Below are 26,338 nucleotides of genomic sequence, written 5' to 3'. Positions count from 1 at the left end.
TGATAATTACGAGAAACCTGCAATGGCAACTTTGAAAAAAGCTTTTTTAGCCCCGATACTCGCACTGTTGGCCATTTGTTCGGCCTACAGTGCCTCTGCTCAGGCTGAGAAAATGGAAAGCAAAACCTTCGATGTCAGTGGCTTTACCCGGGTGTCCCTTAAAGGGAGCTCCCATGTTGAGGTGATCCAGGCGGACCACTTTGCTGTGAGTGCAACTGGGCCGGCTGAAGCGATGTCGCATACCAAGGTGGCGGTGAAAGGCGATACTCTCGAGTTATCTGTGGAAGACAACACTCAGCGTTGGTTTGGCGTGGTCACTATTACTCGCGACCAGGAAGTACACTTCACGGTAACGATGCCCAAGGTGGAAGGGCTTCTTGTCACTGGCTCTGGCGACGCCAATGCCGGCAGTATTGAGAGCGAACGCCTGGATCTTGGCATCAGTGGATCTGGTGCAATTTATGTGAAAAAGGCGGCGGCAGAGTCCCTTAATGCATATGTGACCGGTTCCGGGGATCTGCTGGTTGATAAGGCACTGGCGGTTAATGGCGAAGTTGGTATCACCGGCTCCGGTGACCTGCATTTTCGCAGTATCACTGGCGAAAGCCTCTCAGCGGAAATCAAAGGCTCGGGAGATATGAAAATTGGTGGTCGAGTCGCTAGTGTCGACATCAAAATTATGGGCTCTGGGGATTTTGCTGGCCGAGGCCTACGCGCTGATAGTGCTTCTGGTTCGGTGACGGGGTCTGGAGATATTGTCCTGAAACGCCCACAGCGAGATTCTTTCTCAGTCATGGGCTCTGGGGATGTCGCCTTGGTGGACTGACCCTGGTCCTCGATATTATCTTGCGCACGGCCTTGCTGGCAGTGCGTTTCTCTTTGCGAGACTGGTTTTGTTTAGTCTCGCTCGCTATTTAGGAAGTTACCTCCCGCATGGAATCCCAGGTGATAGAGCCTCGGCAGCAGAGCCTCGAAAGCGGCACTGATCAAGATAGTAGGCACGGTAAACGCCTCAAGGAAAAATTGCGTCGCTGGGGGCGTGGAGCCCAGGAAAAATCTCACTGGGCAGCAGAGCGACTGATGGATCGCCGTGTATGTGTGGGGGTGACGGGGCTCAGCGGTGCCGGTAAGTCGACCCTGCTCACAAGTCTTATCTACCAGTTGAGCCATCCGCAAAAGGCCCAGCTGCCAGGGTTTGCCCCAGCGTTAAACGGTGACCTGCTCGGTGCCGAATTGAAGCCAGCCCTTGATTCGGGCCTTCCGGTATTTGACTATCAAAGTTGCCTCGATGCACTGATGTCAGAGCCACCTCGTTGGCCGCAAAGCACCCGTGATGTAACGGCGATGGAGCTACATATTCACTTGCGCTGCCATCGTCGTTTTCGTGGCAAGGGTTATAAAACCCTGATTCTAGAATTGCGCGACTACCCGGGGGAGTGGTTAATGGACCTGTCCCTGCTGCGGATGGATTATCGTGAATGGTGCCGTCATCAGGCGCATATCATCGGCTCTGACACCAGGGCCGGCCTGGCTCCCGAGCTTGTAACACGCTTAGCTGCTCTGTCACCCCGATCTCAGGCCAAGGAAAGTGAGCTTGCGTCACTCTGGGAGGATTACAGACGATTCCTTCAGGATTGTAGAAAAGAACGGAAGCTCAGTTACCTGCAACCAGGGAGAGCCCTTCTCGATAATGAGGACTATGGGGTACTGCCGTTACTCGATTTACGTGAGTTGAGTGCCGATGAGTTGGCGGCGATGCCGGACGACAGTAACTACCAGGTATTGCGACGCCGCTATGAGGCCTATGTTCAGGGGCAGGTAACCCCCTTCGTTGAGAGCCATTTTCGCCACCTGGATAGGCAGTTGGTGTTGGTGGATATGATTGGCACATTGTTTGCCGGAGAGCAGGCCCTCGATGATATGCGCCTGGCTTTCACCCATATCGCAGATACTTTCCGCTACGGGGAGTCCGGCCTACTGAGTAGACTTTGGCGCCCAAAAGTTAACCGGCTTCTATTTGCTGCGACCAAAGTGGACCAGGTTCTGGCGGCAGATCATGATGCGCTCCGCCAGTTACTCGGGCAGCAATTGCAGCAGATATTTACCGGTGCTAGACACCGTGGTCTTCCCATTTTTAGTGAAGCAATTGCAGCGGTACGCTGTTCTCGGGAAGATCAGCGCAATGGCCGGCGCATGCTCGTGGGCCACGATCTCAAGGGGCGTTATTTGGGGTTTGAAAATGCAGAGATTTTTTCACGTCTTCCAAGCGAGGCGGAGGGCTGGAGCCACTACACCGGTGCAGCACCTCCACAGCTGCGCCCTCCCCAGGGAATGGATTCCGGTACCATTCCCCATATCCGTGTTGATGCGCTACTGAATTTGCTGCTTGGAGATAAAGTTTGATGCAAGGTGACAATAATGAGACACAGCGGCGAACCACACGTATAGAGTCATTACAGGAACCTGAAAGGGAGGTGCCACACAGGGATACGACGCGGGTTGAAGCCTTACAAGAGGAGCGAGGGGATATTCCCAGATCCATCACAACTGGGGAGTCTCTGCCGGATCGTATTGCATTTTCAGAGTTGCGCCTGCCAGTTTTTCGACTCAAGTGGTTGAAACCCGCACTCCTTTCGGCGCTGGCGCTTACGGTGGGGGTGCTGGCGTGGGAGTTGCGGCAATTATATACCTGGGCGGCGGATAAACATTGGAGCCTGGGAGCCCTTGCAGGCGTGGTTATTGCGATATTTGCAGCCGTCATTGTCAACTCTGTGTGGGAGTTCTTTCGCGCTGGTCGTCCTCTGCGAAAGCTTGAAAAAACCCAGTCGATGGCTGCGGAAATGCGTGATTGTCGCAGTCACAAAGAGGCGGAGCCATTTCGTAAGCAGTTGCAGGAACACTTTGCCAACAAGCCCCAAGGGGTCCTGCTCAATCGTGTGCTTGATGAGGCGCCGGACTACTTTGATAGTAGTGAGCTGCTCCAGCATCTCGAAGTGACCTTTCTAGATGCCCTTGACCAAGAGGCGTTGCGACGTGTAGTGCGCCACTCCACAACGACCGGTGCACTGGTGGGGTTGAGCCCGTTTGCTAGTATTGACATCCTGGTCGCACTGCGCCAGTCACTTCGTATGATTGATGATGTGGCACAAATTTATGGAGTGCGTCCGTCGCTCGTAGTGCGCTGGCGTCTCTTCAAGAAGGTACTCGCCCTTGTGGCCTATAGTGGTGCCAGTGAATATGCCATAACGGAAATGTGGCCAGAGCTGGTTGGGGATAGCATGCTCAGTACGGTTTCGGCGCGCCTGGGGCAAGGGGTTGGAGCTAGTCTGTTTGTTGCACGCATTGGTTTGGCAACCATGCAGAGCTGTCGGCCTATCCCATTTGCGGATAAGCGTCGTCCACGCCTGGGCTCCGTAATGGCACGCATTGGGCTGGGGCTGAAGGAGAGGATGCCCCAGGTTTTCTCTGCTGTAGGATTTGGCCGTAAGGAAGCGGGGCCCACGCGTAAAGAGCATGCAGGGTTTTCCCGTTCTAGCGGTGATTAGCCCCTCCATTTTCTCTAAAAATCGCCCAGCCCAAATATGGAGAAGGGCCTGAGCTGGGTAATCAGGCTCCTCTGTTAAGGGGCAGAGCTTTCTTGGATTTTTTACTGGAACTGCTTCTTCATCAGCATACGGGTGTGGTGTCGGTCTACCAGTTGGGCCAGGGCTTCAAAACGACGCTTAACATAAGGGGCAGGGTTGTTATTTCCCGCATCGTCCCGATATTCAACTCCAGAGCGAACGTGTTGCAATTCACGGGTTAATTCAGTGATCGCGCTAAAGATGCTTTGTGTGTCATCTTCGCTGTGAAAAACATAGGTTTGTGCAGTGTCTTTGAGGTAATTATTGCACTCACTCAACCACTCAAGGCGTTGTTCCAGAAAGCGTATGGTATTGCGGATGCCTCCTTTGTACTCGGGGTTGAAGTGCTCATTGATATACTTGTCGAGACTGCGCATGCCTGAATCGACGAACTGTTCCACCACGCTGCTGCAGTACTTTTCGGTGAGGTAGGATGGATGGGTATTGGCGATGCTTTGGGTGCTGGCAAATAGCAGGCATAGGAGCCCGGTGGCTCGCAGAAATGCTGAGATAGGAGAGTTCATATTCTTGCCCATGCGTTGCTCTTTTTTGTGACGGTTATTCTATCCGCCTAACACGCATTATTGGTTTACGACTTTGTCCGGCGGAGTATTTTTTGTGACAGTCTTCACATGAATATCTAAAACGCCAAAAAGTGTCAACGATTATTAAGTGAGGAGTGACAGCTTTGTCCCAAATGGTTTGTCAGATGGTAAATTTCCTTCGGCTCTTTGTTGAAAAATTAAGTGAAGTAGAGGTTTGTTTTGGCTGAATACGAGTTTGATCTTTTTGTAATCGGGGCCGGTTCTGGTGGTGTGCGAGCTGCGCGTATGGCCGCTGCCCTGGGCATGAAAGTTGCTGTGGCGGAAGACCGCTACATGGGTGGAACTTGTGTCAACGTTGGATGTGTCCCGAAAAAGCTCTTTGTATACGCTAGCGGATATAGTGAGAGCTTTGAGGATGCCAAGGCCTACGGATGGGAGAATTCTGGTGTGAATTTTGATTGGCCTACCTTGAGGGACAACAATGCAAAGGAAATTAGTCGGCTTAATGGTATCTATCGTAACTTGCTCGATAATTCCGGTGTAACAGTAATTGATGGGCGGGCTAGAATTGTTGATCCAAACTGCGTGGTTGTGAATGAAGTTAAGTTTACAGCTGAACGTATTTTAGTGGCCACGGGCGGCTGGCCATTTATTCCTGATATTCCCGGTAAGGAATTTGTAGTGACCTCCAATGAAGTTTTTTCCATGGAGGAGTTTCCACAGCGCGTACTTGTAGTAGGTGGTGGTTATATTGCTGTGGAATTTGCCGGAATTTTTGCTGGTCTTGGTGCAGATACCCACCTTTCTTATCGCAGGGATTTATTTCTGCGTGGCTTTGACCGGGATGTCCGTAATTTTGTGCGCGATGAAATGGTTAAGAAAGGAGTTGATTTAAAATTCAATCATAAAGTTAGTGCTATTGAAAAATTACAGGATGGCAGTCTCCTTGTGCATGCTGAGGATGGCTCGAGCCTGAATGTAGATATGGTACTGTACGCGACAGGTCGGGTGGCTAATACCGGGGGGCTTGGCCTTGAGCAGCAGGGTGTGGTACTTCACAAAGATGGCACCATCTCGGTTGATGACAATTTCCGTACGAATGTACATTCAATCTATGCACTAGGGGATGTAACTGGCGAGCCTCAATTAACTCCCGTTGCACTTGCAGAGGCCATGGCTCTGGTTAAGCATTGGCGGACCGGCAATACTGCAGAGATTGATTACAACAATATCCCCACAGCGGTCTTTTGCCAGCCAAATATCGGCACTGTAGGCTTGTCGGAAGAGGAGGCTCGGGACTCGGGAATCCCGGTAGCGATTTTCAGGTCCGAGTTTCGTCCAATGCGCCATACGGTGAGTGGTAATTCTGAGCGGACACTGATGAAGTTGGTGGTTGATACTAATACTGACAGAGTTATTGGTGTGCATATGGTGGGTGATGATGCGGGGGAGATCATTCAGGGAATAGCTATAGCTCTGAAAGCGGGTGCAACTAAAAAGACCTTTGATGAAACCATCGGAATTCACCCAACAGCAGCAGAGGAGTTTGTCACGATGCGCACGCCGGTGGGCGGGTGATTATCGCCCCGGTCAGTGGTTCCCTTTTGTTTGTATAATAGGGGACCCCTTGGTGGTGAGCCGATTGCGGTATGTTAGGTTGGATTATCCGGCTGCTTTTCAAATAGTCGGTTTTCAGTAGCAGGTGATACTTGCGGAGAGGCTGCACCGGGGTGCTGCCTCTTTTCCGGATCTCCTCGAATAATCTTCCTTATTCCTCTACTTCAACTTCGCATAGCGCTTGGTGGCGCTGCGCTTTTCTGCGCTCGCTACGCTCTTTCAGGCAGCGCTCAGCTGAAGCAAATGTATCATTAACCGCTCGGTGGATGGATTCATTTTCACTGCTGATAGTCACGGGGTTGCCACTGATGGCAAGCTCCAGAGAAGCTCGAAATTGTCGACCTTTGCTCTTGTGTTGGTGGGGGGCTTCCAGGACTACACGACTGCGAATGATGTCGCCACAATAACGTTCCAGCTTATGTAACTTTTTGGATACCGTGGTAGCCAGGGCGGCTGATTTGTCGATATCGCGGAACACAATGTTATCGTTAGGCGCAGATTTCATGGGCAAATACCTCCGGTTAAAGGAAACCATGCAGGCCGCGTTTGCGGTTTGCTAGAAAAAGGTAGGGCGCCCTAGTGGGAGGGGTCGTGTCTGCAGTGGAAGCACCGAGCCGCCGGGAGCGCAACGAATATTTGCTGGTAGAACAGCTATGGGTGTTTTACGTCCGGGTCGGGTTTCCGCTGTGGTCAGCGATCTTCTCCCTGCTATCCATAATGCTTCCGCTAAAAAAAAAATCAAGCGCTATCGCAGGAAAATGTCACATAAAATTTGACGAATCATCATTAAGATGACTTGTGCTTATGAGTTTTGGGGGTTTATTGAGCAAGTGAGTACTAAAGGTGGACGAGAGGTCATTGCTCGCGGGCTGCAGCCTGCGTAAAATTGACATCACTGCGCGGCGAATTTTGAGATGTTTGAACAAAATTTAAGCTCAGCGCTTTTATCTCACCACTGACAAAAAATCGAGAAATGGGTTCTGTACAATGGCGGTAATGCGGTACTGCTCGCTCTTTCTGGCGGGCTTAGTAGTTTTTGGCGGGGCTGTAGCGCAGGCGCAATCAACCCTGGGGGTGGAGAAGAACCGGCTTGCTCGGCTGGAACAGTCCCTTGAGAACAAGCAGGTTGAGCTGGAGGATATTGAAAATGAGCTTCTCTCCTATGAATATAAGCTGGAGCGTGCTCAGGAGTCCCTAAACGGGCTGCGTAAGGAGTTCGAGGAGAGTCGTCTTGAGTTGGAAGAGGCGCGCCGGGCACACGAGTCCAACGCAAACTCGGATACGGAGCGTCGCCTGACCAAAGCGAAGCACGGTTTTGCTATGGCGGAGCGCGGTGTGGATAGCCGTAGTCGTCGACTGGAGTTTATCCAGTCGAACCACAAGGAGCTACAAGCCAAGCTTACGGAAGAGCGGAAAGCAGTAGTGCAGACCAAGGCTAAGATCTCCGCACAGCAGGACAAGATTAGTCAAATGGTGGAAACTATGCTGGCTAAGGCTGAGGAGTCTGAGAGGAGGGCTGCCCTGGCCCGAAGCGCTAAGGTTGAGAAACCTAAGCCTCCAAAGCTAAAGACTGCTGCGATAGAAAAGCCAAAAAAGAAGGAAGTTGCCCCTAAGTCGCAACCGGCTCCGGTTGTGGAACGGAATATCGATCCGGAATTGCTGTCTTATGTTGAGCGTGAACAGGAGCGCCTAAGCACCCTGTTGGCTGACAAGGATGGGGAAAACAAACAGACCTTCCGTAATCTTGAGTTGCGGCCCTCTGGAGGTGAGCGACTGCCTTTCGAGTTCCTGGGTAAGAATCAATACCGGCTGGTGACAACGGTCGAAGCGGGTAGGCAGACTTACAAGATTAATACCTGGAAATTCCGTCGCACGATTCCAGCTGAAGATGATGGTACACGTTACGTATTCGTATTTGATGCGCGACGCCTCTCAAGGCCTCGCCTAGTGATGTATCCCGAATACGTTTTGGACTCCCTGAAGTGATCACGCTAGGAAAGCCCGCATTTGCGGGCTTTTTTGATTCATCTTGCATCCCCTGCGCCTGCTAATCCTGCTTCGAAAAGTGATTGATAGTGACTGCTTTCCGGGGCAGGGTTGCTTTGGTAGAGGATAATATTGTCAAGCCAAAGGGGATTATCCAGGGCAGCGGTAAATAAACTGGAAAAACCATCCTGACAACGAGCCAAGGTTATATGTGGGCGGTAGTCCAGCTTCTCGGGCTCCATACCCAGATTCATAATCAGTCTTTTGCAATCCTCATGCGCTTTCAGCAATTCTGGACTGCATGTCAGCTCAACGGCGAGTACTTTTGAATTATTTTGGGGGAAGGGGGTTATTGAGCTGATATGCCCCTCAAATTTCGCGGTGCTTTTCGCGATTTCCTCTAATCCACTTTGGATTGGCGGTATTTTTTCGTTTGGAGTCTGGCCTAGAAATGCCAGTGTCAGGTGTCGGTTCTGTCTGCCTGTCCAGCGTATCCGGTTTGATACCTGTGGGTGCATTTTCTTCTTGTGGTGTGTACATAGATCATCAAGAAAGGCCTGCGCATCGACTGGTGGGCGAATCCCAATAAATAGGCGTGAAGTGGTTTTAGGGGTCTGATTTGGTTCTTTTGACATGATATTTCTCTTTACGCCCTTGAATTACTATTTGTTACCCATATCTCTGTAGTGCGGGAGGTAGCTTTATTCAAAGTGTTTTCTGCAAAAATGCTCGGGCCTTGTGCCGAGCGAATTTTAATATTGCTCTGAATTGAGGATATAACAATGCGTAATTTTGATTTTTCCCCTCTTTACCGCTCTGCGATTGGGTTTGACCGAATGGCCAGTTTGCTGGATGCCATGACCACCAGCGAGCAAAAACAACCTTCCTATCCTCCTTATGATATAGAGTTGACTGGTGAGGACAGTTATAGGATTACTATGGCGGTAGCGGGTTTTGAGCAATCGGAGTTGGATATCCAGGTTGAGCAAAACCGCCTGACAGTGTCCGGCAAAAAGCCGGATGAGTCTTCCCGAGGAAATTTTCTGCACCGAGGTATTGCAGCCAGGAATTTTGAGCGGCGCTTCCAACTTGCTGATCACGTTAAAGTAACAGATGCGAAGCTTGCCAATGGATTGCTGCACATAGAGTTGGTACGAGAAATTCCCGAGGCAATGAAACCTCGCAAGATTCAAATCAGTGACGGTAATTTACTACAGCATACTGACGGTGAGAAAAAGTCAGACACGGTAGCAGCCTAATTTGTCACATGTATGCCCACTGTGCCGCCATGCGGCGGTACAGTTTTACTACCGCGATAAGTTCCGCAGTTATCATCAGTGTGATCGCTGCGCGTTAGTGTTTGTGCCCGCTGAATATCATCTTACCCTAGATGAAGAACATGCCTATTACGACCTTCATGAGAACTCCATGGAGGATGAGGGGTACCACCGTTTTCTCAGTCGTTGTGCTGCTCCGTTGCTGGAAGAGTTGGCACCGGCAAGCGATGGCCTGGATTTTGGTTGTGGTCCTGCACCGCTGCTAGCCAGAATCCTGGCGGATGGTGGCCACAGAGTTGAGTTATACGATCGTTATTATGCCCCCACCACTGGCGCCCTGAAAAAGTCCTATGACTTTATTGTTGCGACAGAAGTGGTAGAGCACCTTGTATCGCCTGGAGATGAATTGGCATGCCTTTGGCAGAGGTTGCGGGATGGCGGAGTGATGGCACTGATGACAAAGTTGGTGATTTCCGCAGAGCGCTTTACCAATTGGCACTATATCCGCGACCCCACACATATCTGTTTTTTCAGTGTGCAGACCTTCCACTGGCTGGCAAAGAGGTTGGGCGCGGAGCTTCAATTTGCCGATAGTGATGTCATTTTCCTGCGCAAATCAGGTGTTTACTCTGAATAATTTTGCCCGCACAGTAGTTCGATATTCACTGGGCGTTGTGGCCAGGAATTTTTTGAAGAGCGCGGTAAAGTGACCCATATCCTGATAGCCAACTTTTTCTGCAATCTCGTTAACCGACAAGTTGCTGGATTGTAAGAGTTCCCGAGCCATATCTACCCTTACATTCTGCAGGTATTGCAGAGGTGTTTGACCGGTAGCCAGCTTAAATCGCCGGTTAAATGACCGCACACTCATATCAAACATTTGTGCTACTTCGCTCAAGCGTACTTCAGAATTGCAATGTTCTTTAAGCCAGGCCTGAGCCTGAACGATATCTTCATCCGGGTGCAAGTGCACAGCGCCCTCGGAATAGGCGATCTCCTCAAATGGCCTGCGGATCTCATGGGAAAAATTTCTTTCTACATGACTCGCGACTGCTGGTCCGTATAGCTGGCGGATCATATGCACTGTGACATCAGCGAGGGCGTTGACACTTGCGGCACAAAAGAGCTTATCCGCCTGAGTAATAAAATACTGTTGTTTTAATTTAACTTTGGGGTAGTCAGAGCTGAAACGGTCAAAGTAATGCCAGTGCGTGGTGGCGGGTTTGCCATCAAGCAGACCAGCTTCGGCCAAGAAGCAAACTCCAGTACCAACTGCGTTGATCGCGGCCCCGGCTGCTGCCTGACTCTTGAGCCAGTCCAGGATTGGTACGCTTCGCTTGAGTGCGGGGCGCGGATTGCGCCACAGGGCGGGAATGTAAATCAAATCGCTGTCCGGTGCCTCGCTTAAGGCAACATCGGGCTGAAAAGAAAAACCACAACGGGTATTGACCGGATGTCCATCCAGGCTGGCAGTGACCAGCTGCAGGGATTCTTTTTTCCCCTCCACCCGGGCGCGACTCTCGGCACCGCGCAGCATTTCAAGTGGAAGTACTGTGCCGGTTGCCAGCATTTGATCAATCAGGAGAAAGGTAACCGTTCGCATTGCATACCCAAGCGCACTTGCGCCATTGGCCAAAACACTCAATTTTGCTGGCCAGTATGCCCATAACTGGGCGGAATCGCCACCCCCTACACTCCTCAATTACAAAATTTAGTGTTTAGTGCTTGGCTGGAGATCAGGATGCAGCGCCTTCCCGTAATCACCGCATTTGGCGGTTTTAACCCCGCAGGGCGTAGTTCCTTCCATCGGGGGTATTCCCGTTTGGTGCTGGACAAGCTCAGCCAGAAGGAGCGGATAGACACTCTTTCAGATCTTGCTGCGCTGATGGGGTTGCGCGCCGGAGTTGAAGCCGGAGGTCCCCTGGGAGCTGAACTTGAGCAGCAGGTGTTATGTGGAACTCTGGTTCGTGAATTGGAGACCCGCTTTTACGACTACCGCAAATGCCACTTCCACCAAGCAGCAAACCTGAGTAGCGCCGATGGCATCACTTTTGAGATGTCGGTGCGTCAGCTGCCGCATCCCCAGCCAGAGGAATGGCTTGTCGAGGCTATTGGCAGTGGCAAAGTGAGAGTGACCGCTCCGAGCCTATCGGTAATGTTGGATAGCTACAGGGAGATTCCTGTCGGTGCCGGTGGGCAACTGCCCAGTGGGTTTGAACCGGGCGATCACTACAATTCCCGTTTCCATCCCCGCGGCCTGCAGTTGGCTGTGTTGGGTGCTTCGGATGCTGTGCGTTCGATGGGGGTCGATTGGGAGGCAGTTGTCGCAGCTGCCGGGCCGGGTAATATTTCCATTTACGCCTCTTCGGCGATGAGCCAACTGGACCACTTTGGCAATGGCGGCTTGATGCAGTCTCGCCTGCGCGGTTCGCGGGTGAGTTCCAAGCAGTTGGCCCTCGGCTTAAACAGCATGCCCGCAGATTTTGTAAATGCGTACGTACTGGACAATGTTGGATCTACCGGTGCAGTGACAGGAGCTTGCGCGAGCTATCTCTATAACCTACGTGCCGGAGTGGAGGATATTCGCAGTGGCCGTGCGCGAGTTGCTGTTGTCGGTGCTGCCGAGGCGCCGCTGGTACCTGAAGTTGTAGATGGTTATTCCACCATGGGTGCCCTGGCAACGACTGAGAATTTACGCAAGCTCTACCCGGGTGAGGTGGATTTCCGTCGCACCAGTCGCCCTTTTGGTGAAAACTGTGGGTTTACCCTGGGAGAGGGGACTCAGTGGGCGATTTTGATGGATGATACACTGGCGCTGGAATTGGGTGCAAATATCCATGGTTCCGTTGCTGGCGTTTACATCAATGCCGATGGTAACAAGAAGTCTATTTCTGCTCCGGGACCTGGTAACTATCTAACCATGGCCCGGGCAATGGCGGAATCTCGAGCAATAATTGGTGATGAGGGGTTACGCAGACGCAGTTTTGTGCAAGCGCACGGCTCCAGCACACCGCAAAATAGAGTGACCGAGTCGGAAATACTCGACCGTCTGGCGGGTGCTTTTGGCATCGAGCAGTGGCCAGTGTGTGCGGTAAAAGCCTATGTCGGGCATACCGTGGCCGCCGCCAGTGGAGATCAGCTGATCTCTGCGCTGGGCATTTTTGACAAAGGTATCTTGCCGGGCATTTTGACTACTGAGAAGATCGCTGATGATGTCCATCAGGAGAACCTGAATATTTCCCTTGAGCATATTGAGAGGGATCCGCACTCACTTGATCTCGCCTTGTTGAACTCAAAGGGCTTTGGCGGTAATAACGCGACGGCAGCCGTGCTCTCTCCGCACTTAACCCGCAGTATGATCGAGAAACGCCATGGGCAAAAAGCTATGGCGAATTACCTCAAAAGCAATGAGGCTGTTACGGAGCGGGCCCTGGCCTATGACGCTAGAGCCAGTCGAGGTGAATTGAATACCATTTATCGTTTTGGTGAAGGGCTTATCGATGAGGGCGATATTTCCCTATCGACTGAAGAAGTGGTTCTTCCCGGTTTTCCCCCGATTCCTCTTCCGGAAGGGAATCCCTTTGATGATATGGTGTAGAGTGGACATAACAATGCTGCCCAAATCTGCTTTTGTTGCTGCACCGCGTTGGCTGGGTAGGAGTTTTAACGCTTTTATTTAACAGGGAAAATTAATGGCAGACAAGGATGTGTGCAATGGGCCTGAGGATGACAGCGATCTGGGGTTGCGCTTAAAAATGGTGCGCAAGATCTACGGTATCTCCCAGCGCGAGCTAGCGCGGCGGGCTGGAGTCACAAATGCCTCCATTTCCTTCGTCGAGCAGGGCCGTGTCAGCCCATCGGTTGGTTCACTAAAAAAGATATTGGCCGGTGTACCCATGTCACTGGCTGAGTTTTTTTCCCTTAAGCTTGTCGAACCCGGTCAAATTTTCTTTCGTGCAAGTGAAATGCCGGATGTTGGTGATGGCTTGGTTCGCTCTCAGTTGCTCGGTGGCGTCCACGCCGGCCGGAGTATGTCCATCCTGCGAAGAGTGTTTCCTGTTGGGCTTGGATCCGGGCCCGATCTTTCGGTTACCGACGGAGAAATAGGCGGGATAGTGGTGGCGGGTGAGCTCGAGGTTACTGTTGGCTCCGATCTGGCTCTATTGGGTGTGGGGGATGGCTTCTATTTTAGTGGCAGGCGACCCCACCGTTTTCGTAACTCCGGTCATTGTGACTGCATAGTTGTTCATGCGACAGCACCGGCTCAAGCGCTTTCCAGCCAATTCTGAAGGTAAAGGCCTATTAAGGGTAAATCGCGCCAAATGGCTGAAAACGCGAATCAATCCACGATAGGCTAGCCTGGGCTTCTGCACCCAGCCGCCGTCCCCCCGGGTGGTTGTTTTCTGTACTTGGGTGCCCTTGGCGCCACTCCATTTGTAAGAAATAGTATTCAAACAATCGTTTGAATCTGGCTATACTACGGCTGACCATATTGGGCTCAAGTGTCACCGCACCCGCGGGGCGGCCTATGGTTGCACAAAAATTCCGACCCCGGGCCCAGGATTGCGGCCCAGAATAAAAGAGGTCAATCAATGTTATTTAGTGGCAAAGCGCTCACGGTACAGATGCTGGATAACGGCATTGCTGAGCTCAAGTTCGACCTGCAAGGTGAATCCGTCAACAAGTTTAACCGCCAGACGGTTTCTGAATTTTCCCAAGCGCTGGATGCTATCGAAGCAGCAGATGGTGTTAAAGGCGTACTGCTGACCAGCGGTAAAGGCGTCTTCATTGTTGGTGCTGATATTACCGAGTTTGGTGATGCTTTTTCCGCTGGTGCGGAAGGTGTTGCTGATCTGATGAATCAGAACAATGAAAATATCAACCGCCTGGAGGACCTACCGGTTCCGACTGCAGTGGCAATCAATGGCTACGCACTTGGCGGTGGCTTTGAGGTGTGTCTGGGCTGTGACTTCCGCGTGATGGGCGAGGGAGCCAAAGTTGGTCTTCCGGAAGTTAAACTGGGCCTGATCCCAGGCTGGGGCGGCACTGTTCGCCTGCCGAGGGTAGTAGGTGTTGATGTGGCAGCTGAGTGGATTGCCGCGGGTAAAGAGCAGAAGCCGGCTGCGGCGCTGGAAGCTCACGCGGTTGATGCCGTGGTACCCACCGACAAACTCAAAGATGCGACTATCAAGTTGCTTGAGCGCGCGATCAGTGGCGAGCTGGACTACAAAGCGAACCGCGAGATCAAGAAATCCCAGATTCCCTTGAACGACACCGAAGCGCTGATGGCCTTCTTTACCACCAAGGCATTTGTAGGGCAGCAGGCGGGCAAGAACTACCCATCTCCGGTAGCTGCGGTTGAGTCAATCGAGCAGGGTTACAAATTGACCCGCGACGAAGCGCTGAAAATTGAGCAGGAGAAGTTTATCTTCTGTGCCCAGACTGGCACTGCCAAGTCCCTGGTAGGCTTATTCCTGGCAGATCAGGCGATCAGTAAGGTTGCCAAAGGTTGGGAAAAGAAAGCTGACAAGCCGATTGAGCGTGCGGCGGTATTGGGTGCCGGCATTATGGGGGGCGGTATCGCCTACCAGTCCGCCTACAAAGGCACTCCGATAAAGATGAAGGATATCGATCAGAAAGGTATCGATCTCGGCCTGAATGAAGCGAATAAACTGTTATCCAAGCTGGTTGATCGTAAGCGTCTCACTCCAGTGAAAATGGGTGAAGTACTCAATCGCATTGAACCTACCCTGAGCTACGACGGCTTCGATAATATCGATGTTGTTGTAGAAGCCGTTGTCGAAAATCCCAAGGTGAAGCACGCCGTGCTGAAAGAAGTGGAAACTAAGGTGAGCGAAGACACTGTAATCGCTTCCAACACTTCTACTATTTCCATTAATCACCTGGCTGAGCCGCTTTCCCGTCCGGAAAATTTCCTGGGTATGCACTTCTTCAATCCAGTGCACAAAATGCCATTGGTTGAAGTGATTCGTGGAGAAAAAACTTCTGATTCTGCTGTGGCTCGCGTTGTTGCTTACGCTAACAAAATGGGCAAAAAAGCCATTGTTGTGCGTGACTGCCCTGGATTCCTGGTAAACCGCGTTCTCTTCCCTTACTTTGCCGGCTTCTCCATGTTGGTGCGCGATGGTGCTGACTTCCAGGTCGTCGATAAAGTCATGGAGCGCTGGGGTTGGCCAATGGGCCCCGCTTACCTGATGGACGTTGTCGGTATTGATACCGGCGTTCACGCAGAGAGCGTAATGGCCGCAGGTTTCCCTGATCGCATGGGTAAAAACTTTACCGCCGCTTCTGATGTTATGTATGAGGCGGGCCGTTACGGTCAGAAGAATAACAAAGGCTTCTACAACTATGAGCAGGATAAAAAAGGTCGCCCGAAGAAAGTGGCTACTGAAGAATCCTATGAGTTGCTTAAGCCGCACGTAGCTGAGCGTCGCGAGTTTGAAAAAGACGAAATTATCGAGCGCATGATGGTGCCAATGGCAACCGAGCTGGCTCGCTGCCTGGAAGAGGGTATCGTCGACTCCCCGGCTGAGGCCGATATGGCGCTGATCTACGGCATCGGATTCCCTCCGTTTCGTGGTGGGATCTTCGCGTGGCTGGATAGCATTGGCTTGGATGAATTCGTGAAGATTGCCGATAAGTACGCCGATCTGGGTGAGCTGTACCAGCCGACCGATCGCATGCGAGAAATGGCCGCAAGTGGCATAACCTACTACGGCAACAAGTAAGGAGATTAGCGATGAGTTTAAATCCTAGAGATGCCGTAATTGTCGACTACGCACGTACGGCCATGGGTCGCTCGAAGAATGGTGTTTACCGCCATGTTCGCGCCGATGATATGTCTGCTGAATTGTTGAAAAAATTCTTGCAGCGCAACGACAAGCTCGACCCTGCTGAGATCGACGATCTGATCTGGGGCTGTGTCATGCAGCGTGATGAGCAGGGCTTTAACGTAGCTCGCTTTATCCTGCTACGCGCAGGCCTGCCGCACACTATCCCGGCTCAGACGGTTAACCGTCTGTGTGGCTCTTCCATGTCCTCTTTGCACACCGCTGCGGCCAATATCCAGGCCGGTGTTGGCGATGTATATGTTGTGGGTGGTGTAGAGCATATGGGCCACCTGAACATGATGGAGCATATCAGCCCTAACCCGATGCTGGGTCGCTATATGGCGAAAGCTGCAGGTTCCATGGGTATGACTGCTGAATACCTGGCGATGATGCACGGTATCCAGCGTCAGCAGATGGATGAGTTCGGTGCTCGCTCCCACCACCGTGCTGCCGAGGCTACCAAAGCCGGCAAATTCAATCGCGAGATTATTGCCATTGAAGGCCACGACGACGACGGCGTACCTTTCCTGGTTGAAACGGACCAAACCATTCGTCCGGACACCACAGTGGAAGGCCTGGCTCAGCTGAAGCCGGCATTCGATCCAAAGCATGGTCAAGTAACTGCCGGTACTTCCTCGCAGATCACTGACGGTGCTTCTGTGATGCTGGTAATGTCCGCCGAACGCGCTCAGGCTCTGGGTATGACCCCCATTGCCCGCGTGAAGGAAATGGCGCTAGCTGGAGTCGATCCGTCTATCATGGGTTACGGCCCTGTGCCCTCCACCAAGAAGGCACTCAAGAGCGCTGGCCTGGCAATTGGCGATATCGATAAGGTTGAACTGAATGAGGCGTTTGCGGCCCAGGCGTTGCCAGTGCTGAAGGATCTGGATCTGCTTGAGCAGATGGATGAGAAGGTTAACCTGTATGGTGGCGCTATCGCTCTCGGCCACCCCTTTGGCTGCTCTGGTGTGCGCATTACCGGTACCCTGTTGAGCGTTATGCAAAACGAAGGCGGTAACCTGGGTGTATCCACCATGTGTATTGGTCTGGGGCAGGGTATTACCACTATCGTAGAGCGCGTCTAACTGCGTTAGATCTCGGAAAAAGGCGCCTTTGCGGCGCCTTTTTTTATTTTGTGAGGAAAGTGTTCAGTAAAGTGTTGAAGCCCTCAAAATGCTGTGGCACAATCTGCACCCCTTGTCGCAATGGGCTCTTGTTTTGAGCTGAAACTCTTTACTTTTCAATGGGTTAGCGGCGAAAAAGTTCTGGGGACGTGGTGAAATTGGTAGACACGCCAGATTTAGGTTCTGGTGCCGAAAGGTGTGGGAGTTCGAGTCTCCCCGTCCCCACCAAATTAAGAACTCTGGAGTCCGCATGACTTGCCCTGGAGGGGTGAGTGCGGGCTCCTTGTATTTGGTGTTGGCCGGAAATTGCTGTGCAATTCTGACGGCTATGCCTACGAGGCGGTTGGCTAAGTCCCGGCGGCCCGGTATTCGTTGGCGCTGCGGCGCGATAAAAGAGATAGTCTCACGAGGATAAACATGCAGGTTTCCATCGAAACTACTTCCGGTCTGGAGCGTCGTTTAACGGTTAATTTGCCGGCGGAAATCGTCGATAAAGAAGTGGACAAGCGTCTCCAGCAGGCTGCCAAGACCGTTCGCGTAAATGGTTTCCGTAAAGGCAAGGTGCCTTTAAAAGTAGTGCGCCAGCGCTTTGGTGCCGGTGTTCGCCAGGAAGTACTCGGCGAGGTTATGAGCCGCTCCTTCTATGATGCAGTTCAAAAAGAAGAGTTGAAGCCGGCCGGCCAGCCCAGCATTGAAGCCAAGCAGACTGCTGCTGGTGAAAATCTGGAATATGTTGCCACTTTTGAAGTGTACCCCGAGGTTGAGCTGTCTGATCTGGCGGAAATCAGCGTTGAGCGCCCAATCGCTGAAGTAGCGGATACTGATGTAAACAACATGATTGATGTGTTGCGCAAGCAGCAATCCTCTTGGAAAGACACCAAGCGTAAAGCGCAAAAAGGTGACCGTGTTGTTATCAACTTCTTAGGTCGTAAAGACGGCGAAGAGTTTGAAGGTGGTAAAGCAGAGGGTCACCAGCTGGTGCTCGGTTCTGGCCAAATGATCCCCGGTTTTGAAGAGGGCATTCTCGGCATGAAGCCGGGTGAGGAAAAAGACCTGGATCTGACTTTCCCTGAAGACTATCAGGCTGAAGACCTGCGAGGTGCTGCAGTAACCTTTAATATCAAAGTGACCTCCTCCGAGAAGCCTGAGTTGCCTGAGTTGGATGAAGAGTTCTTCAAAGCTTATGGTGTGCAAGAGGGTGGCGAAGAGAAGTTCCGCGAAGAAGTTCGCAACAATATGGAGCGCGAACTCAAGAATGCAGCCTTGAACAAAGTTAAAACCCAAGTGATGGATCAGTTGTTCGAGAAGCACCCGGTTGAACTGCCTTCCGCACTGGTAGCTGGTGAAGTTAGCACTCTGCGTGGTCAGATGGTTCAGCAGTTTGGCGGCCAAATCAAAGCGGAAGATGCGGAGCGTATGCTGCCTGACACCATGTTTGAGGAGCAGGCTAAGCGTCGCGTAGTACTTGGTCTCGTTGTGGGTGAGATCGTTAAGCAAAACAACTTGTCAGTTGACGGAGATCTTGTAAAAGCGAAGGTTGAGGAGCTGGCCTCCACTTACCAGCAGCCGGAAGAGGTGGTTGAGTACTACTACAGTAATCGCGAACTGCTGTCTGGTGTTGAGTCCGTAGTCCTGGAAGACCAGGTTGTAGACTTTGTTCTGGAGTCTGCAAAAGTCGAAGAAGTTAAAAGTAACTACGACGACGTAATCAAGCCGCAAAAGCAGGGTTAATTTCCTCGTTTCGTAAGAATGCGTTGGCGTCTGACTTTGTCGGGCGCCACAGCATCTCCTCCCTTTTTGCCAGCTGGCTTTATCTCGCCTGACCGGTTAAGCTCTGAAAACCGAATTTATCAGCATGGGCGATAGTCGCCTGTTTGCTGGCCCGCCGACTACGCCACAATAAGGAAGCAATGGTACCTATGGCACGAAATGATTTTCCTCAAGCCTCGATTGACCCTTCAGCTACCGGTTTGGTACCTATGGTGGTGGAGCAAACTGCTCGAGGTGAGCGCTCATTTGATATTTACTCCCGCCTACTCAAAGAGCGGGTTATTTTCCTGGTCGGGCCTGTGGAAGACCACATGGCCAATCTGGTGGTCGCCCAGCTGTTATTTCTTGAAGCAGAAAATCCTGATAAGGATATCCACCTGTATATTAATTCCCCTGGTGGTTCCGTGACTGCGGGCATGTCCATTTATGACACCATGCAGTTTATCAAGCCTGACGTAAGCACCATGTGTATTGGCCAAGCGTGCAGCATGGGTGCATTCCTGCTTACCGCGGGAGCTTCCGGCAAGCGTTTTGCTACCCCAAATTCTCGGGTAATGATTCACCAGCCTAGCGGTGGTGCGCAGGGCCAAGCCAGTGATATTCATATCCAGGCTCAGGAAATTCTCAAGATTCGTCACCGGTTAAATGAATTGATGGCGCACCACTCCGGACGCCCGGTCAGCGATATTGAGCGGGATACCGAGCGCGATCACTTCTTGAGCGCTGATGAGGCCAAGGAGTACGGTCTGGTAGACGATGTGCTATCCCGTCGCGAGGCTCTGGAAAAATAGTATTTCAACGAAAAAAATTTGCTAGCGGCGTTTTCTTGTTGATATGTGAGATTTTGAGTGGCCTCGATGGGGAAGGGACTTGAAAAATACGCCAAAAAACAGCATCTTGCTGTAATAGCTAAATTTGAAGGCCCTGGCCGGCCAGTGACCACGGAGTATTTTGATGACCGACAAAAGCAGCGGAGAAGACAGCGGCAAATTGCTGTACTGCTCTTTCTGTGGCAAAAGCCAGCAGGAAGTGCGGAAGTTAATCGCTGGGCCGTCAGTCTTTATCTGCGATGAATGTGTCGAGCTGTGTACTGACATTATTCGTGAAGAGGTCCAAGAGAGTGCGGAGGGCCCGGAGGGGCGCCTGCCCACACCGCGCGAGATTACTGAGATCCTTGACCAATACGTCATTGGCCAGGAGCGAGCCAAGCGCGTACTGGCGGTTGCCGTATACAACCACTATAAGCGTTTGCGCAGTAAAAGTAGTGCGAAAAGCAAGGATGAGGTGGAACTGAGCAAGTCCAATATCCTGCTGGTGGGCCCCACCGGCAGTGGTAAAACTCTGCTTGCTGAAACCCTTGCCCGCCTCCTTAATGTACCTTTCACTATCGCCGATGCCACTACGCTGACCGAGGCGGGTTATGTCGGTGAGGATGTTGAGAATATCATCCAGAAACTGCTGCAAAAGTGTGACTATGATGTCGAAAAGGCGCAGCAAGGCATTGTCTATATCGATGAGATCGACAAGATTTCCCGCAAGTCTGACAATCCATCTATTACCCGGGATGTGTCCGGTGAAGGTGTGCAGCAGGCGCTCCTGAAGCTGATTGAAGGAACTGTAGCCTCTGTTCCTCCGCAGGGTGGCCGCAAGCACCCCCAGCAGGAGTTCCTGCAGGTGGATACTTCTAATATCTTGTTTATTTGTGGTGGCGCTTTTGCTGGTCTCGATAAAGTGATTCGGGATCGCTCCGAGAAAGGCGGAATTGGCTTTAGTGCGGAAGTGAAGTCAAAAGACGGCACCAGCAATTTTGGTGAGATCCTCAGGGATCTAGAGCCCGAAGATCTGGTACGTTACGGCCTGATCCCAGAGTTTGTCGGTCGCCTCCCGGTGACCGCAACACTTGAGGAGCTGGACCGCGAAGCCCTGGTGCAGATTTTGACTGAGCCTCGGAATGCCCTGACCAAGCAGTACGGAAAGCTATTTGAGATGGAGGATGTGGAGCTGGATTTCCGCCCCGACGCCCTGGATGCCGTAGCCACCAAGGCAATGGAGCGCAAAACCGGAGCCCGCGGCTTGCGCTCTATTATGGAATCGGTCCTGCTTGAGACTATGTACGACATACCTTCCACTGATAATGTCGTCAAAGTGGTTATTGATGAAGCTGTGATTAAGGGTGAATCCGCCCCACTGCTCGTTTATGAGAGCGAGGGGCAACCACAAAAGGCCGCTCCAGAAGAGTAGTGCCTTAATGCCAAAAGCCCCGTTCAGGGGCTTTTTTATAACCTCTATTTATCAAAAAAGACGGCTTTCTTGCTTGAAGTGACAGCTGATGTGCAGGCGGCCAACTCGTATCAAGTTGAAGTCGGCACAAATTGGTCGCGAGATTAGACTTGTATTCCGGGCTCTCCCCCCCCATCTCTAGCAACTAAAGGGCGGTGGCCCAAATTAGGCTGTCATTTACTACAGCAGCATGATGCCGCGCCAAATACCCAGTGATAGGGCCGAGAGGAGTTCTATGGATCAGTCATCCGACACCAAACTTGAATATCCGTTGTTGCCATTGCGCGATGTTGTTGTTTACCCCCATATGGTGATCCCGCTGTTTGTCGGTAGGGAAAAATCCATTGAGGCTCTGGAAGAGGCCATGCGCAGGGATAAGCAAGTCTTACTCGTAGCCCAGAAGAAGGCATCGGAGGATGATCCTGGCGCTGAGGACATCTATCGCGTAGGTACAATTGCTAGTGTTCTACAACTCCTCAAACTCCCTGACGGCACAGTTAAAGTGCTAGTGGAAGGGGGGGAGAGAGTTAATATCCTTGATGTAGTGGAGCGCGATAACCATTTTGAGGCCAGTGTGGAGCCCAAGGAGACAGTGGAGTTGCCTGAGGCGGAGGCCGAAGCTTTGGTGCGCTCGGTGATGGCTCAGTTTGAACAGTATGTCTCGGTAAGCAAAAAGGTACCCAACGAGGTAATTACTTCCCTTTCGGGTATTGATGAGCCCGGGCGCCTGGCGGACACTATCTCGGCTCATATGTCTCTTGAACTGGCACAAAAACAGGAGCTTCTAGAAACTTCCAGTGTGAAAGAGCGCCTGGAGCATTTGCTTGGCCTGATGGATGCGGAAATTGACCTGATCCAGGTAGAGAAGCGCATTCGTGGCCGCGTGAAGAAGCAGATGGAAAAGAGCCAGCGCGAGTACTACCTGAATGAGCAGATGAAGGCGATTCAGAAGGAGTTGGGCGAAATTACCGAAGAGCCCAATGAGATCGAAGAGCTGGAAAACAAAATTGCGGATTCTGGTATGAGCGCCGAGGCAGAGAAGAAAACCCGCGCTGAGCTTGGCAAGTTGAAAATGATGTCACCGATGTCGGCAGAGGCATCGGTTCTGCGCAGCTATATCGACTGGATGCTGAGCCTGCCATGGAAAAAGGCCAGCCGCGTACGGCACGACCTGAAAAAGGCTGAGGAGATTCTTGAGAAAGAACACTATGGTCTGGAAGAGGTTAAAGAGCGCATACTTGAATACCTTGCCGTGCAAAAGCGGGTCAAAAAGGTTAAGGGCCCAATCTTGTGTCTGGTAGGCCCCCCCGGGGTTGGTAAGACCTCACTCGGTCAATCCATAGCGCGAGCCACCAACCGCCAGTACATACGTATGGCCCTCGGCGGGGTGCGTGATGAAGCGGAAATTCGCGGGCACCGCCGCACCTATATCGGCTCGCTGCCCGGTAAACTGGTGCAGAAGATTTCCAAGGTTGGCGTCAAAAACCCTCTATTCCTCCTTGATGAGGTCGATAAGATGGGCATGGATCAGCGCGGGGATCCAGCTTCAGCGCTGCTTGAAGTTTTGGACCCGGAGCAGAACAAGACCTTTAACGACCATTATCTCGAGGTGGATTACGACCTGTCAGATGTAATGTTCGTGTGTACCTCGAACTCCATGAATATTCCCGGTCCGCTACTGGATCGCATGGAGGTTATCCGCATCCCCGGCTATACCGAGGACGAAAAACTCAATATTGCGCAACGCTACTTGGTACCCAAACAGCGCAAGGCCAATGGCTTGAAAGACGATGAGTTGGACCTGTCCGATGAGGCAATACGCGACATAGTTCGTTACTATACACGCGAAGCTGGTGTGCGTGGACTGGATCGCGAAATTGCCAAGATCTGCCGCAAGATTGTGACCGAGCATGTACGTAACCCTTCGGATAAAAGGGCTGTAGTTAAGTCTGACCAATTGGAAGAGTTACTGGGTGTGCGCAAGTTTGACTTCGGTCGCGCCGAGGAAGAAAACAAAATCGGTATCGTTACCGGTCTTGCCTGGACTGAGGTCGGTGGTGAGTTGCTTAATATTGAAGCGTCCGCCGTGCCCGGTAAAGGCCGTATGATCAAGACTGGCTCCCTGGGTGATGTAATGCAGGAGTCGATCCAGGCTGCCTTGACTGTAGTGCGTTCACGCTCGCAGGCCCTGGGAATAGGGCCGGATTTCCACGAGACGCGGGATATTCATATCCATGTGCCAGAGGGCGCCACACCAAAGGATGGCCCCTCTGCGGGTATTGCTATGTGTACGGCATTGGTTTCAGTGCTTACCGATATTCCGGTGCGATCCGATGTGGCGATGACCGGTGAAATCACTTTGCGTGGAGAAGTTTTACGAATCGGTGGTCTCAAGGAAAAGTTATTGGCAGCGCATCGTGGAGGTATTCAAACTGTACTGATTCCTGCAGATAATGAACGGGACTTGAAAGATATACCCGACAATATCCTTCAGGACTTGGTGGTAAAACCGGTCAAATGGATCGATCAGGTACTGGAGCTGGCACTAGAGCACAAGCCTGAATCCCTGTCAGACGAGGAATACTCCGCCTTACAAAAGAAGGCGGAAGAGCGTTCGCAAAGATCTATCCAGACCCATTAATCTGTTACGGGGTGGCAATTGTCACCCCGTAACAATTTGCAAGACCAAAACATAACCACTCTGTTGATTTTTGCTGCTTGAGTTTTGTTCAGCTGGCCGGAAACCCGCATGGTTCCTTGACCCACTACCGGCCAGTTGGTATAAAACGTGGCTTATTGCCCGGCGCCTAAATTGCCGGTGGTTAAAAAGTTACAATTAGGGGTGCCTGACCTGAGGGCGCCCCGAACATATTTAAAAAGAACAGAGGGATTAAGCGTGAATAAGTCCGAACTGATTGAAGCAATTGCCGCATCTGCAGATATTCCAAAAGCAGCAGCTGGCCGTGCTTTGGACGCAATGGTTGATAGCATTACTGATGCGCTTAAAAAAGGCGATCAGGTTGCCTTGGTAGGCTTTGGTACTTTTGCAGTTAAAGAGCGTGCAGCCCGCACCGGCCGCAACCCGCGCACTGGTGACCCCATTGAAATTGCCGCGGCAAAAATTCCAAACTTCAAGGCCGGTAAAGCCCTGAAAGACGCCGTAAACTAACTTTGTCGGTGAACTTCGAGACTTTGGAATAGAGTCGAAGCTTCAAAGAGGCGTGTCAGTTCGGATACGCCTTTTTTATATCTGGTAACAGTCAAATAATTAGAGTCAAATTTCGGAGCTGAGCATGCTTCAGTCCATGCGCGATAACCTGAAAGGGACGGCGGCAATTATTCTCGCGGCTTTCTTTGGGTTCATTATGGTCATTGGGGGAATTGATTTTTTCACCGGGGCTAGTGGTGGTGCCGCTGATGCGGTAGCCGAGGTAAATGGTGAGAAAATTACCGAATTGGATTTACAGCGTGCGATCCAAAATCGTCGCAGTATGATCATGAGTCAATATGGGGAAAATGTCCCGGCTGATCTGATCAGTGATGAACAGCTGCGTGAACCGGTATTGCGCCAGTTGATCTCCAGTTCGGTGATGCGCCAAGCCGCCCAGGAAAGCGGTATGGTAATGAGCACTGCTGCTGTCAATAAGGCGATCACCGATATACCAGCTTTCCAAGTGAACGGTACTTTTGATCCCCAGCTGTACCGCGATGCGTTACGTCGGATGGGGTACAGCACTGCCAACTTTCCGCAGATTGTGGAGAGCGACCTGGCTCTGCAACAATTTGCGGATAGCGTAACCGAAAGCGCCTTTACTACCGAAGCGGATGCAGAGCAAGTTGTCGCGGCCTCCATGGAGGAACGCGATTTCGATTATGTAGTAATGCCGGTGCAAGAGCTGCTCGCAACCACTGAAGTCAGTGATGCAGAGATAGAGCAGTATTACCAGGAAAACCAGAGCCAGTATCAGCGCCCCGAGCAGGTGGCTGTGGAGTATATCGAGCTGACCCCCGAGGTGTTTGCTGCCAATATCGATATTTCCGAAGAGGATGTGCGCTCCCAGTACGATCAGGAGATTGCCAGCTTTGGTTCTGATCTTCGCCGCCGCGCAGCCCATATCCTGTTGGAGGATGCGGATCAGGAGAAGATCGAAGAGATCCAGACCAAACTCAATGCTGGTGAGGATTTTGCCGAATTAGCCAAAACTTATTCGGAAGATATTGCTTCTAGTGAAGAGGGGGGGGATCTCGGCTTCACTACTGGCGATGTATTCCCCCAGGCTTTTGAGCAAGCTCTGGCATCCTTGGAGGTGGGCCAGGTATCCGCTCCTGTGGCCACAGATAGTGGCACACACTTCATTAAGTTACTGGAAGTGGAGCAGAGTGAGCCACCGACCTTTGAAGAGCGTAAGGGCGCGATTGAAGGGCAATTGCGTACAGCAGCGGCCGAGAGCGAATTTGTTGATGCCCTGAGCCGCCTGGCCGACTTGGCATATAATGCCGAAAGCCTCGCTGGCCCGGCTGAGGAGCTGGGTGTTCCACTTCAAACCAGTGGCCTTTTTGCCCGCGATAGTGGTGCGGGCGTCCTGGCTAATGCTCAAGTGGTTGAAGCGGCTTTCTCTCCTGAAGTTATGGAGGATGGTAATACTTCAGATGTGCTAAACCTTAACAATGAACACTCTGTGGTATTGCGCGTTACCGAGTCCAAACCTGCTGGTACCTACCCATTGGCAGAAGTTCGTGAACAGATTGTTGACCGTCTGAAGCGCGACAAAGCCAGCGAACAGCTGGCCAAGCAGGCCGAAGCCTTCAAAGAAAAGCTGGCTGCAGGTGAAGATTTTTCCAAGTTGGCGGAAGAGCAGGGTCTTACCCTGGAAACCAGTGACAAGACTCGTCGCGGTGGATTCGGTGAGCGTGGCGAAATTAACAATAAGGCTTTCACCCTGCCGGTGCCGGCATCAGGCTCAGATGAATTGTCGGTATTTGCTACCAGTAGCGGTGACCAGGTTGTACTTGAATTGCGCGACGTGCGTGAAGGTAGCCTTGCGCAGCAAAGTAAGGAGCAGCGCCAGGCGCTCATGCAGCAACTGGCCTCTGTTAATGGGGGCGCGGAGCTTGCCGCAATTCGACGCTTCCTTTCGGATCAGGCAAAAATTGAGCTGAGCTCTGAAAGTGAATAATGTAGTTTGAGAAGTTAAAAAAACCGGCAACTGCCGGTTTTTTTATTTGTGAGTTCAATTAATTATGGTCGCCCCGGTGACTTTTTTG

The 26,338-nt window shown here is 51.8% G+C and carries 21 protein-coding genes and 1 tRNA gene; 18 read left to right on the top strand and 4 right to left on the bottom strand.

The genetic code is table 11. The features are described from left to right. Positions 1-22 precede the first annotated feature (22 nt). The 3 genes from ACCI49_RS04295 (at position 23) to ACCI49_RS04285 (ending at position 3,545) form a co-directional block, all read left to right on the top strand. Entirely contained in the window at positions 23-826 is an 804-nt protein-coding gene (locus ACCI49_RS04295) for a GIN domain-containing protein (RefSeq protein ID WP_371837741.1), read from the top strand. Positions 827-933: 107 nt separating this feature from the next. After that, a complete protein-coding gene (locus tag ACCI49_RS04290; RefSeq protein WP_371837740.1) occupies positions 934-2,403 on the top strand; it encodes a YcjX family protein in 1,470 nt (489 codons plus the stop codon). After that, entirely contained in the window at positions 2,403-3,545 is a 1,143-nt protein-coding gene (locus ACCI49_RS04285) for a TIGR01620 family protein (protein ID WP_371837775.1), read from the top strand. Before ACCI49_RS04290 ends, ACCI49_RS04285 begins: the two co-directional genes overlap by 1 nt. A gap of 101 nt (positions 3,546-3,646) precedes the next feature. On the opposite strand, the gene ACCI49_RS04280 is transcribed toward ACCI49_RS04285, so the two are convergent. Further along, positions 3,647-4,147 carry a hypothetical protein gene (locus ACCI49_RS04280; protein ID WP_371837739.1) on the bottom strand — a complete coding sequence of 167 codons (501 nt, stop codon included), beginning with the start codon at positions 4,145-4,147 and terminating at the stop codon, positions 3,647-3,649. 240 nt (positions 4,148-4,387) lie between these two features. On the opposite strand from ACCI49_RS04280, the gene gorA reads away from it, so the two are divergent. Next, on the top strand, positions 4,388-5,746 hold the full coding sequence (gorA, locus tag ACCI49_RS04275) for a glutathione-disulfide reductase (RefSeq protein ID WP_371837738.1): 1,359 nt from the start codon (positions 4,388-4,390) through the stop codon (positions 5,744-5,746). 190 nt (positions 5,747-5,936) lie between these two features. Here the strand turns inward: gorA and ACCI49_RS04270 are convergent, their stop codons facing one another. Then, positions 5,937-6,290: an HPF/RaiA family ribosome-associated protein gene (locus tag ACCI49_RS04270; protein ID WP_371837737.1), complete on the bottom strand. Its 354-nt coding sequence runs from the start codon at positions 6,288-6,290 to the stop codon at positions 5,937-5,939. A gap of 482 nt (positions 6,291-6,772) precedes the next feature. Between ACCI49_RS04270 and ACCI49_RS04265 the strand changes: the two genes are divergently transcribed. Continuing rightward, positions 6,773-7,771, top strand: a complete 999-nt coding sequence (locus ACCI49_RS04265; RefSeq protein ID WP_371837736.1) for a hypothetical protein — start codon at positions 6,773-6,775, stop codon at positions 7,769-7,771. Between the two features lie 38 nt (positions 7,772-7,809). On the opposite strand, the gene thpR is transcribed toward ACCI49_RS04265, so the two are convergent. Then, a complete protein-coding gene (gene thpR / locus ACCI49_RS04260; protein ID WP_371837735.1) occupies positions 7,810-8,406 on the bottom strand; it encodes an RNA 2',3'-cyclic phosphodiesterase in 597 nt (198 codons plus the stop codon). Between the two features lie 147 nt (positions 8,407-8,553). On the opposite strand from thpR, the gene ACCI49_RS04255 reads away from it, so the two are divergent. Together ACCI49_RS04255 and ACCI49_RS04250 are read left to right on the top strand one after the other, a co-directional pair. Next, on the top strand, positions 8,554-9,030 hold the full coding sequence (locus ACCI49_RS04255) for an Hsp20 family protein (RefSeq protein WP_371837734.1): 477 nt from the start codon (positions 8,554-8,556) through the stop codon (positions 9,028-9,030). Position 9,031: 1 nt separating this feature from the next. Next, on the top strand, positions 9,032-9,685 hold the full coding sequence (locus ACCI49_RS04250) for a class I SAM-dependent methyltransferase (RefSeq protein WP_371837733.1): 654 nt from the start codon (positions 9,032-9,034) through the stop codon (positions 9,683-9,685). Here ACCI49_RS04250 and ACCI49_RS04245 read toward each other — a convergent pair. Then, on the bottom strand, positions 9,665-10,651 hold the full coding sequence (locus ACCI49_RS04245; RefSeq protein ID WP_371837732.1) for a GlxA family transcriptional regulator: 987 nt from the start codon (positions 10,649-10,651) through the stop codon (positions 9,665-9,667). The genes ACCI49_RS04250 and ACCI49_RS04245 overlap by 21 nt on opposite strands. 138 nt (positions 10,652-10,789) lie before the next feature. Here ACCI49_RS04245 and ACCI49_RS04240 point away from each other — a divergent pair, with 138 nt between their 5' ends. From ACCI49_RS04240 to ACCI49_RS04190, 11 genes are all read left to right on the top strand, one after another. Further along, complete coding sequence (locus tag ACCI49_RS04240) at positions 10,790-12,646, top strand: beta-ketoacyl synthase (protein ID WP_371837731.1); 1,857 nt, start codon at positions 10,790-10,792, stop codon at positions 12,644-12,646. 94 nt (positions 12,647-12,740) lie between these two features. Further along, positions 12,741-13,337 (top strand): helix-turn-helix domain-containing protein, encoded by a 597-nt coding sequence (locus ACCI49_RS04235; protein WP_371837730.1) that lies wholly within the window; start codon positions 12,741-12,743, stop codon positions 13,335-13,337. Between the two features lie 303 nt (positions 13,338-13,640). Then, positions 13,641-15,797 carry a fatty acid oxidation complex subunit alpha FadB gene (gene fadB, locus ACCI49_RS04230; protein WP_371837729.1) on the top strand — a complete coding sequence of 719 codons (2,157 nt, stop codon included), beginning with the start codon at positions 13,641-13,643 and terminating at the stop codon, positions 15,795-15,797. Between the two features lie 11 nt (positions 15,798-15,808). Next, positions 15,809-16,984: an acetyl-CoA C-acyltransferase FadA gene (gene fadA, locus ACCI49_RS04225; protein ID WP_371837728.1), complete on the top strand. Its 1,176-nt coding sequence runs from the start codon at positions 15,809-15,811 to the stop codon at positions 16,982-16,984. Between the two features lie 182 nt (positions 16,985-17,166). Beyond that, positions 17,167-17,251 (top strand) — tRNA-Leu (locus tag ACCI49_RS04220). A 189-nt stretch (positions 17,252-17,440) separates the two neighbouring features. After that, positions 17,441-18,754, top strand: a complete 1,314-nt coding sequence (gene tig, locus ACCI49_RS04215; protein ID WP_371837727.1) for a trigger factor — start codon at positions 17,441-17,443, stop codon at positions 18,752-18,754. A gap of 188 nt (positions 18,755-18,942) precedes the next feature. After that, on the top strand, positions 18,943-19,584 hold the full coding sequence (gene clpP, locus ACCI49_RS04210) for an ATP-dependent Clp endopeptidase proteolytic subunit ClpP (RefSeq protein ID WP_371837726.1): 642 nt from the start codon (positions 18,943-18,945) through the stop codon (positions 19,582-19,584). 163 nt (positions 19,585-19,747) lie between these two features. After that, positions 19,748-21,034, top strand: a complete 1,287-nt coding sequence (gene clpX / locus ACCI49_RS04205) for an ATP-dependent Clp protease ATP-binding subunit ClpX (protein ID WP_371837725.1) — start codon at positions 19,748-19,750, stop codon at positions 21,032-21,034. A gap of 274 nt (positions 21,035-21,308) precedes the next feature. Then, on the top strand, positions 21,309-23,714 hold the full coding sequence (gene lon / locus ACCI49_RS04200) for an endopeptidase La (protein WP_371837724.1): 2,406 nt from the start codon (positions 21,309-21,311) through the stop codon (positions 23,712-23,714). A gap of 210 nt (positions 23,715-23,924) precedes the next feature. Beyond that, positions 23,925-24,242, top strand: coding sequence for a non-specific DNA-binding protein Hbs (gene hbs, locus ACCI49_RS04195; RefSeq protein ID WP_371837774.1), 318 nt, complete (start codon positions 23,925-23,927; stop codon positions 24,240-24,242). A gap of 124 nt (positions 24,243-24,366) precedes the next feature. Continuing rightward, a complete protein-coding gene (locus tag ACCI49_RS04190) occupies positions 24,367-26,250 on the top strand; it encodes a SurA N-terminal domain-containing protein (protein WP_371837723.1) in 1,884 nt (627 codons plus the stop codon). Positions 26,251-26,338: the final 88 nt, after the last annotated feature.

This window comes from Microbulbifer epialgicus, assembly GCF_041447265.1.
Lineage (GTDB): Bacteria > Pseudomonadota > Gammaproteobacteria > Pseudomonadales > Cellvibrionaceae > Microbulbifer > Microbulbifer epialgicus.
The sequence above is the reverse complement of the archived record's forward strand: the minus strand, read 5'-3'. Positions and strand labels throughout refer to the sequence as shown.

What these genes read in the sequence shown, in the direction of transcription:
- ACCI49_RS04240 (WP_371837731.1), top strand. Translation starts at nt 10,790, where the DNA reads ATGCAGCGCCTTCCCGTAATCACCGCATTTGGCGGTTTTAACCCCGCA.
- fadA (WP_371837728.1), top strand. Translation starts at nt 15,809, where the DNA reads ATGAGTTTAAATCCTAGAGATGCCGTAATTGTCGACTACGCACGTACG.
- ACCI49_RS04245 (WP_371837732.1), bottom strand. Translation starts at nt 10,651, where the DNA reads ATGCGAACGGTTACCTTTCTCCTGATTGATCAAATGCTGGCAACCGGC.
- ACCI49_RS04270 (WP_371837737.1), bottom strand. Translation starts at nt 6,290, where the DNA reads ATGAAATCTGCGCCTAACGATAACATTGTGTTCCGCGATATCGACAAA.
- ACCI49_RS04290 (WP_371837740.1), top strand. Translation starts at nt 934, where the DNA reads ATGGAATCCCAGGTGATAGAGCCTCGGCAGCAGAGCCTCGAAAGCGGC.
- tig (WP_371837727.1), top strand. Translation starts at nt 17,441, where the DNA reads ATGCAGGTTTCCATCGAAACTACTTCCGGTCTGGAGCGTCGTTTAACG.
- ACCI49_RS04285 (WP_371837775.1), top strand. Translation starts at nt 2,403, where the DNA reads ATGCAAGGTGACAATAATGAGACACAGCGGCGAACCACACGTATAGAG.
- ACCI49_RS04280 (WP_371837739.1), bottom strand. Translation starts at nt 4,147, where the DNA reads ATGAACTCTCCTATCTCAGCATTTCTGCGAGCCACCGGGCTCCTATGC.
- ACCI49_RS04190 (WP_371837723.1), top strand. Translation starts at nt 24,367, where the DNA reads ATGCTTCAGTCCATGCGCGATAACCTGAAAGGGACGGCGGCAATTATT.
- ACCI49_RS04235 (WP_371837730.1), top strand. Translation starts at nt 12,741, where the DNA reads ATGGCAGACAAGGATGTGTGCAATGGGCCTGAGGATGACAGCGATCTG.
- clpP (WP_371837726.1), top strand. Translation starts at nt 18,943, where the DNA reads ATGGCACGAAATGATTTTCCTCAAGCCTCGATTGACCCTTCAGCTACC.
- fadB (WP_371837729.1), top strand. Translation starts at nt 13,641, where the DNA reads ATGTTATTTAGTGGCAAAGCGCTCACGGTACAGATGCTGGATAACGGC.
- lon (WP_371837724.1), top strand. Translation starts at nt 21,309, where the DNA reads ATGGATCAGTCATCCGACACCAAACTTGAATATCCGTTGTTGCCATTG.
- clpX (WP_371837725.1), top strand. Translation starts at nt 19,748, where the DNA reads ATGACCGACAAAAGCAGCGGAGAAGACAGCGGCAAATTGCTGTACTGC.
- ACCI49_RS04295 (WP_371837741.1), top strand. Translation starts at nt 23, where the DNA reads ATGGCAACTTTGAAAAAAGCTTTTTTAGCCCCGATACTCGCACTGTTG.
- thpR (WP_371837735.1), bottom strand. Translation starts at nt 8,406, where the DNA reads ATGTCAAAAGAACCAAATCAGACCCCTAAAACCACTTCACGCCTATTT.
- ACCI49_RS04255 (WP_371837734.1), top strand. Translation starts at nt 8,554, where the DNA reads ATGCGTAATTTTGATTTTTCCCCTCTTTACCGCTCTGCGATTGGGTTT.
- ACCI49_RS04265 (WP_371837736.1), top strand. Translation starts at nt 6,773, where the DNA reads ATGGCGGTAATGCGGTACTGCTCGCTCTTTCTGGCGGGCTTAGTAGTT.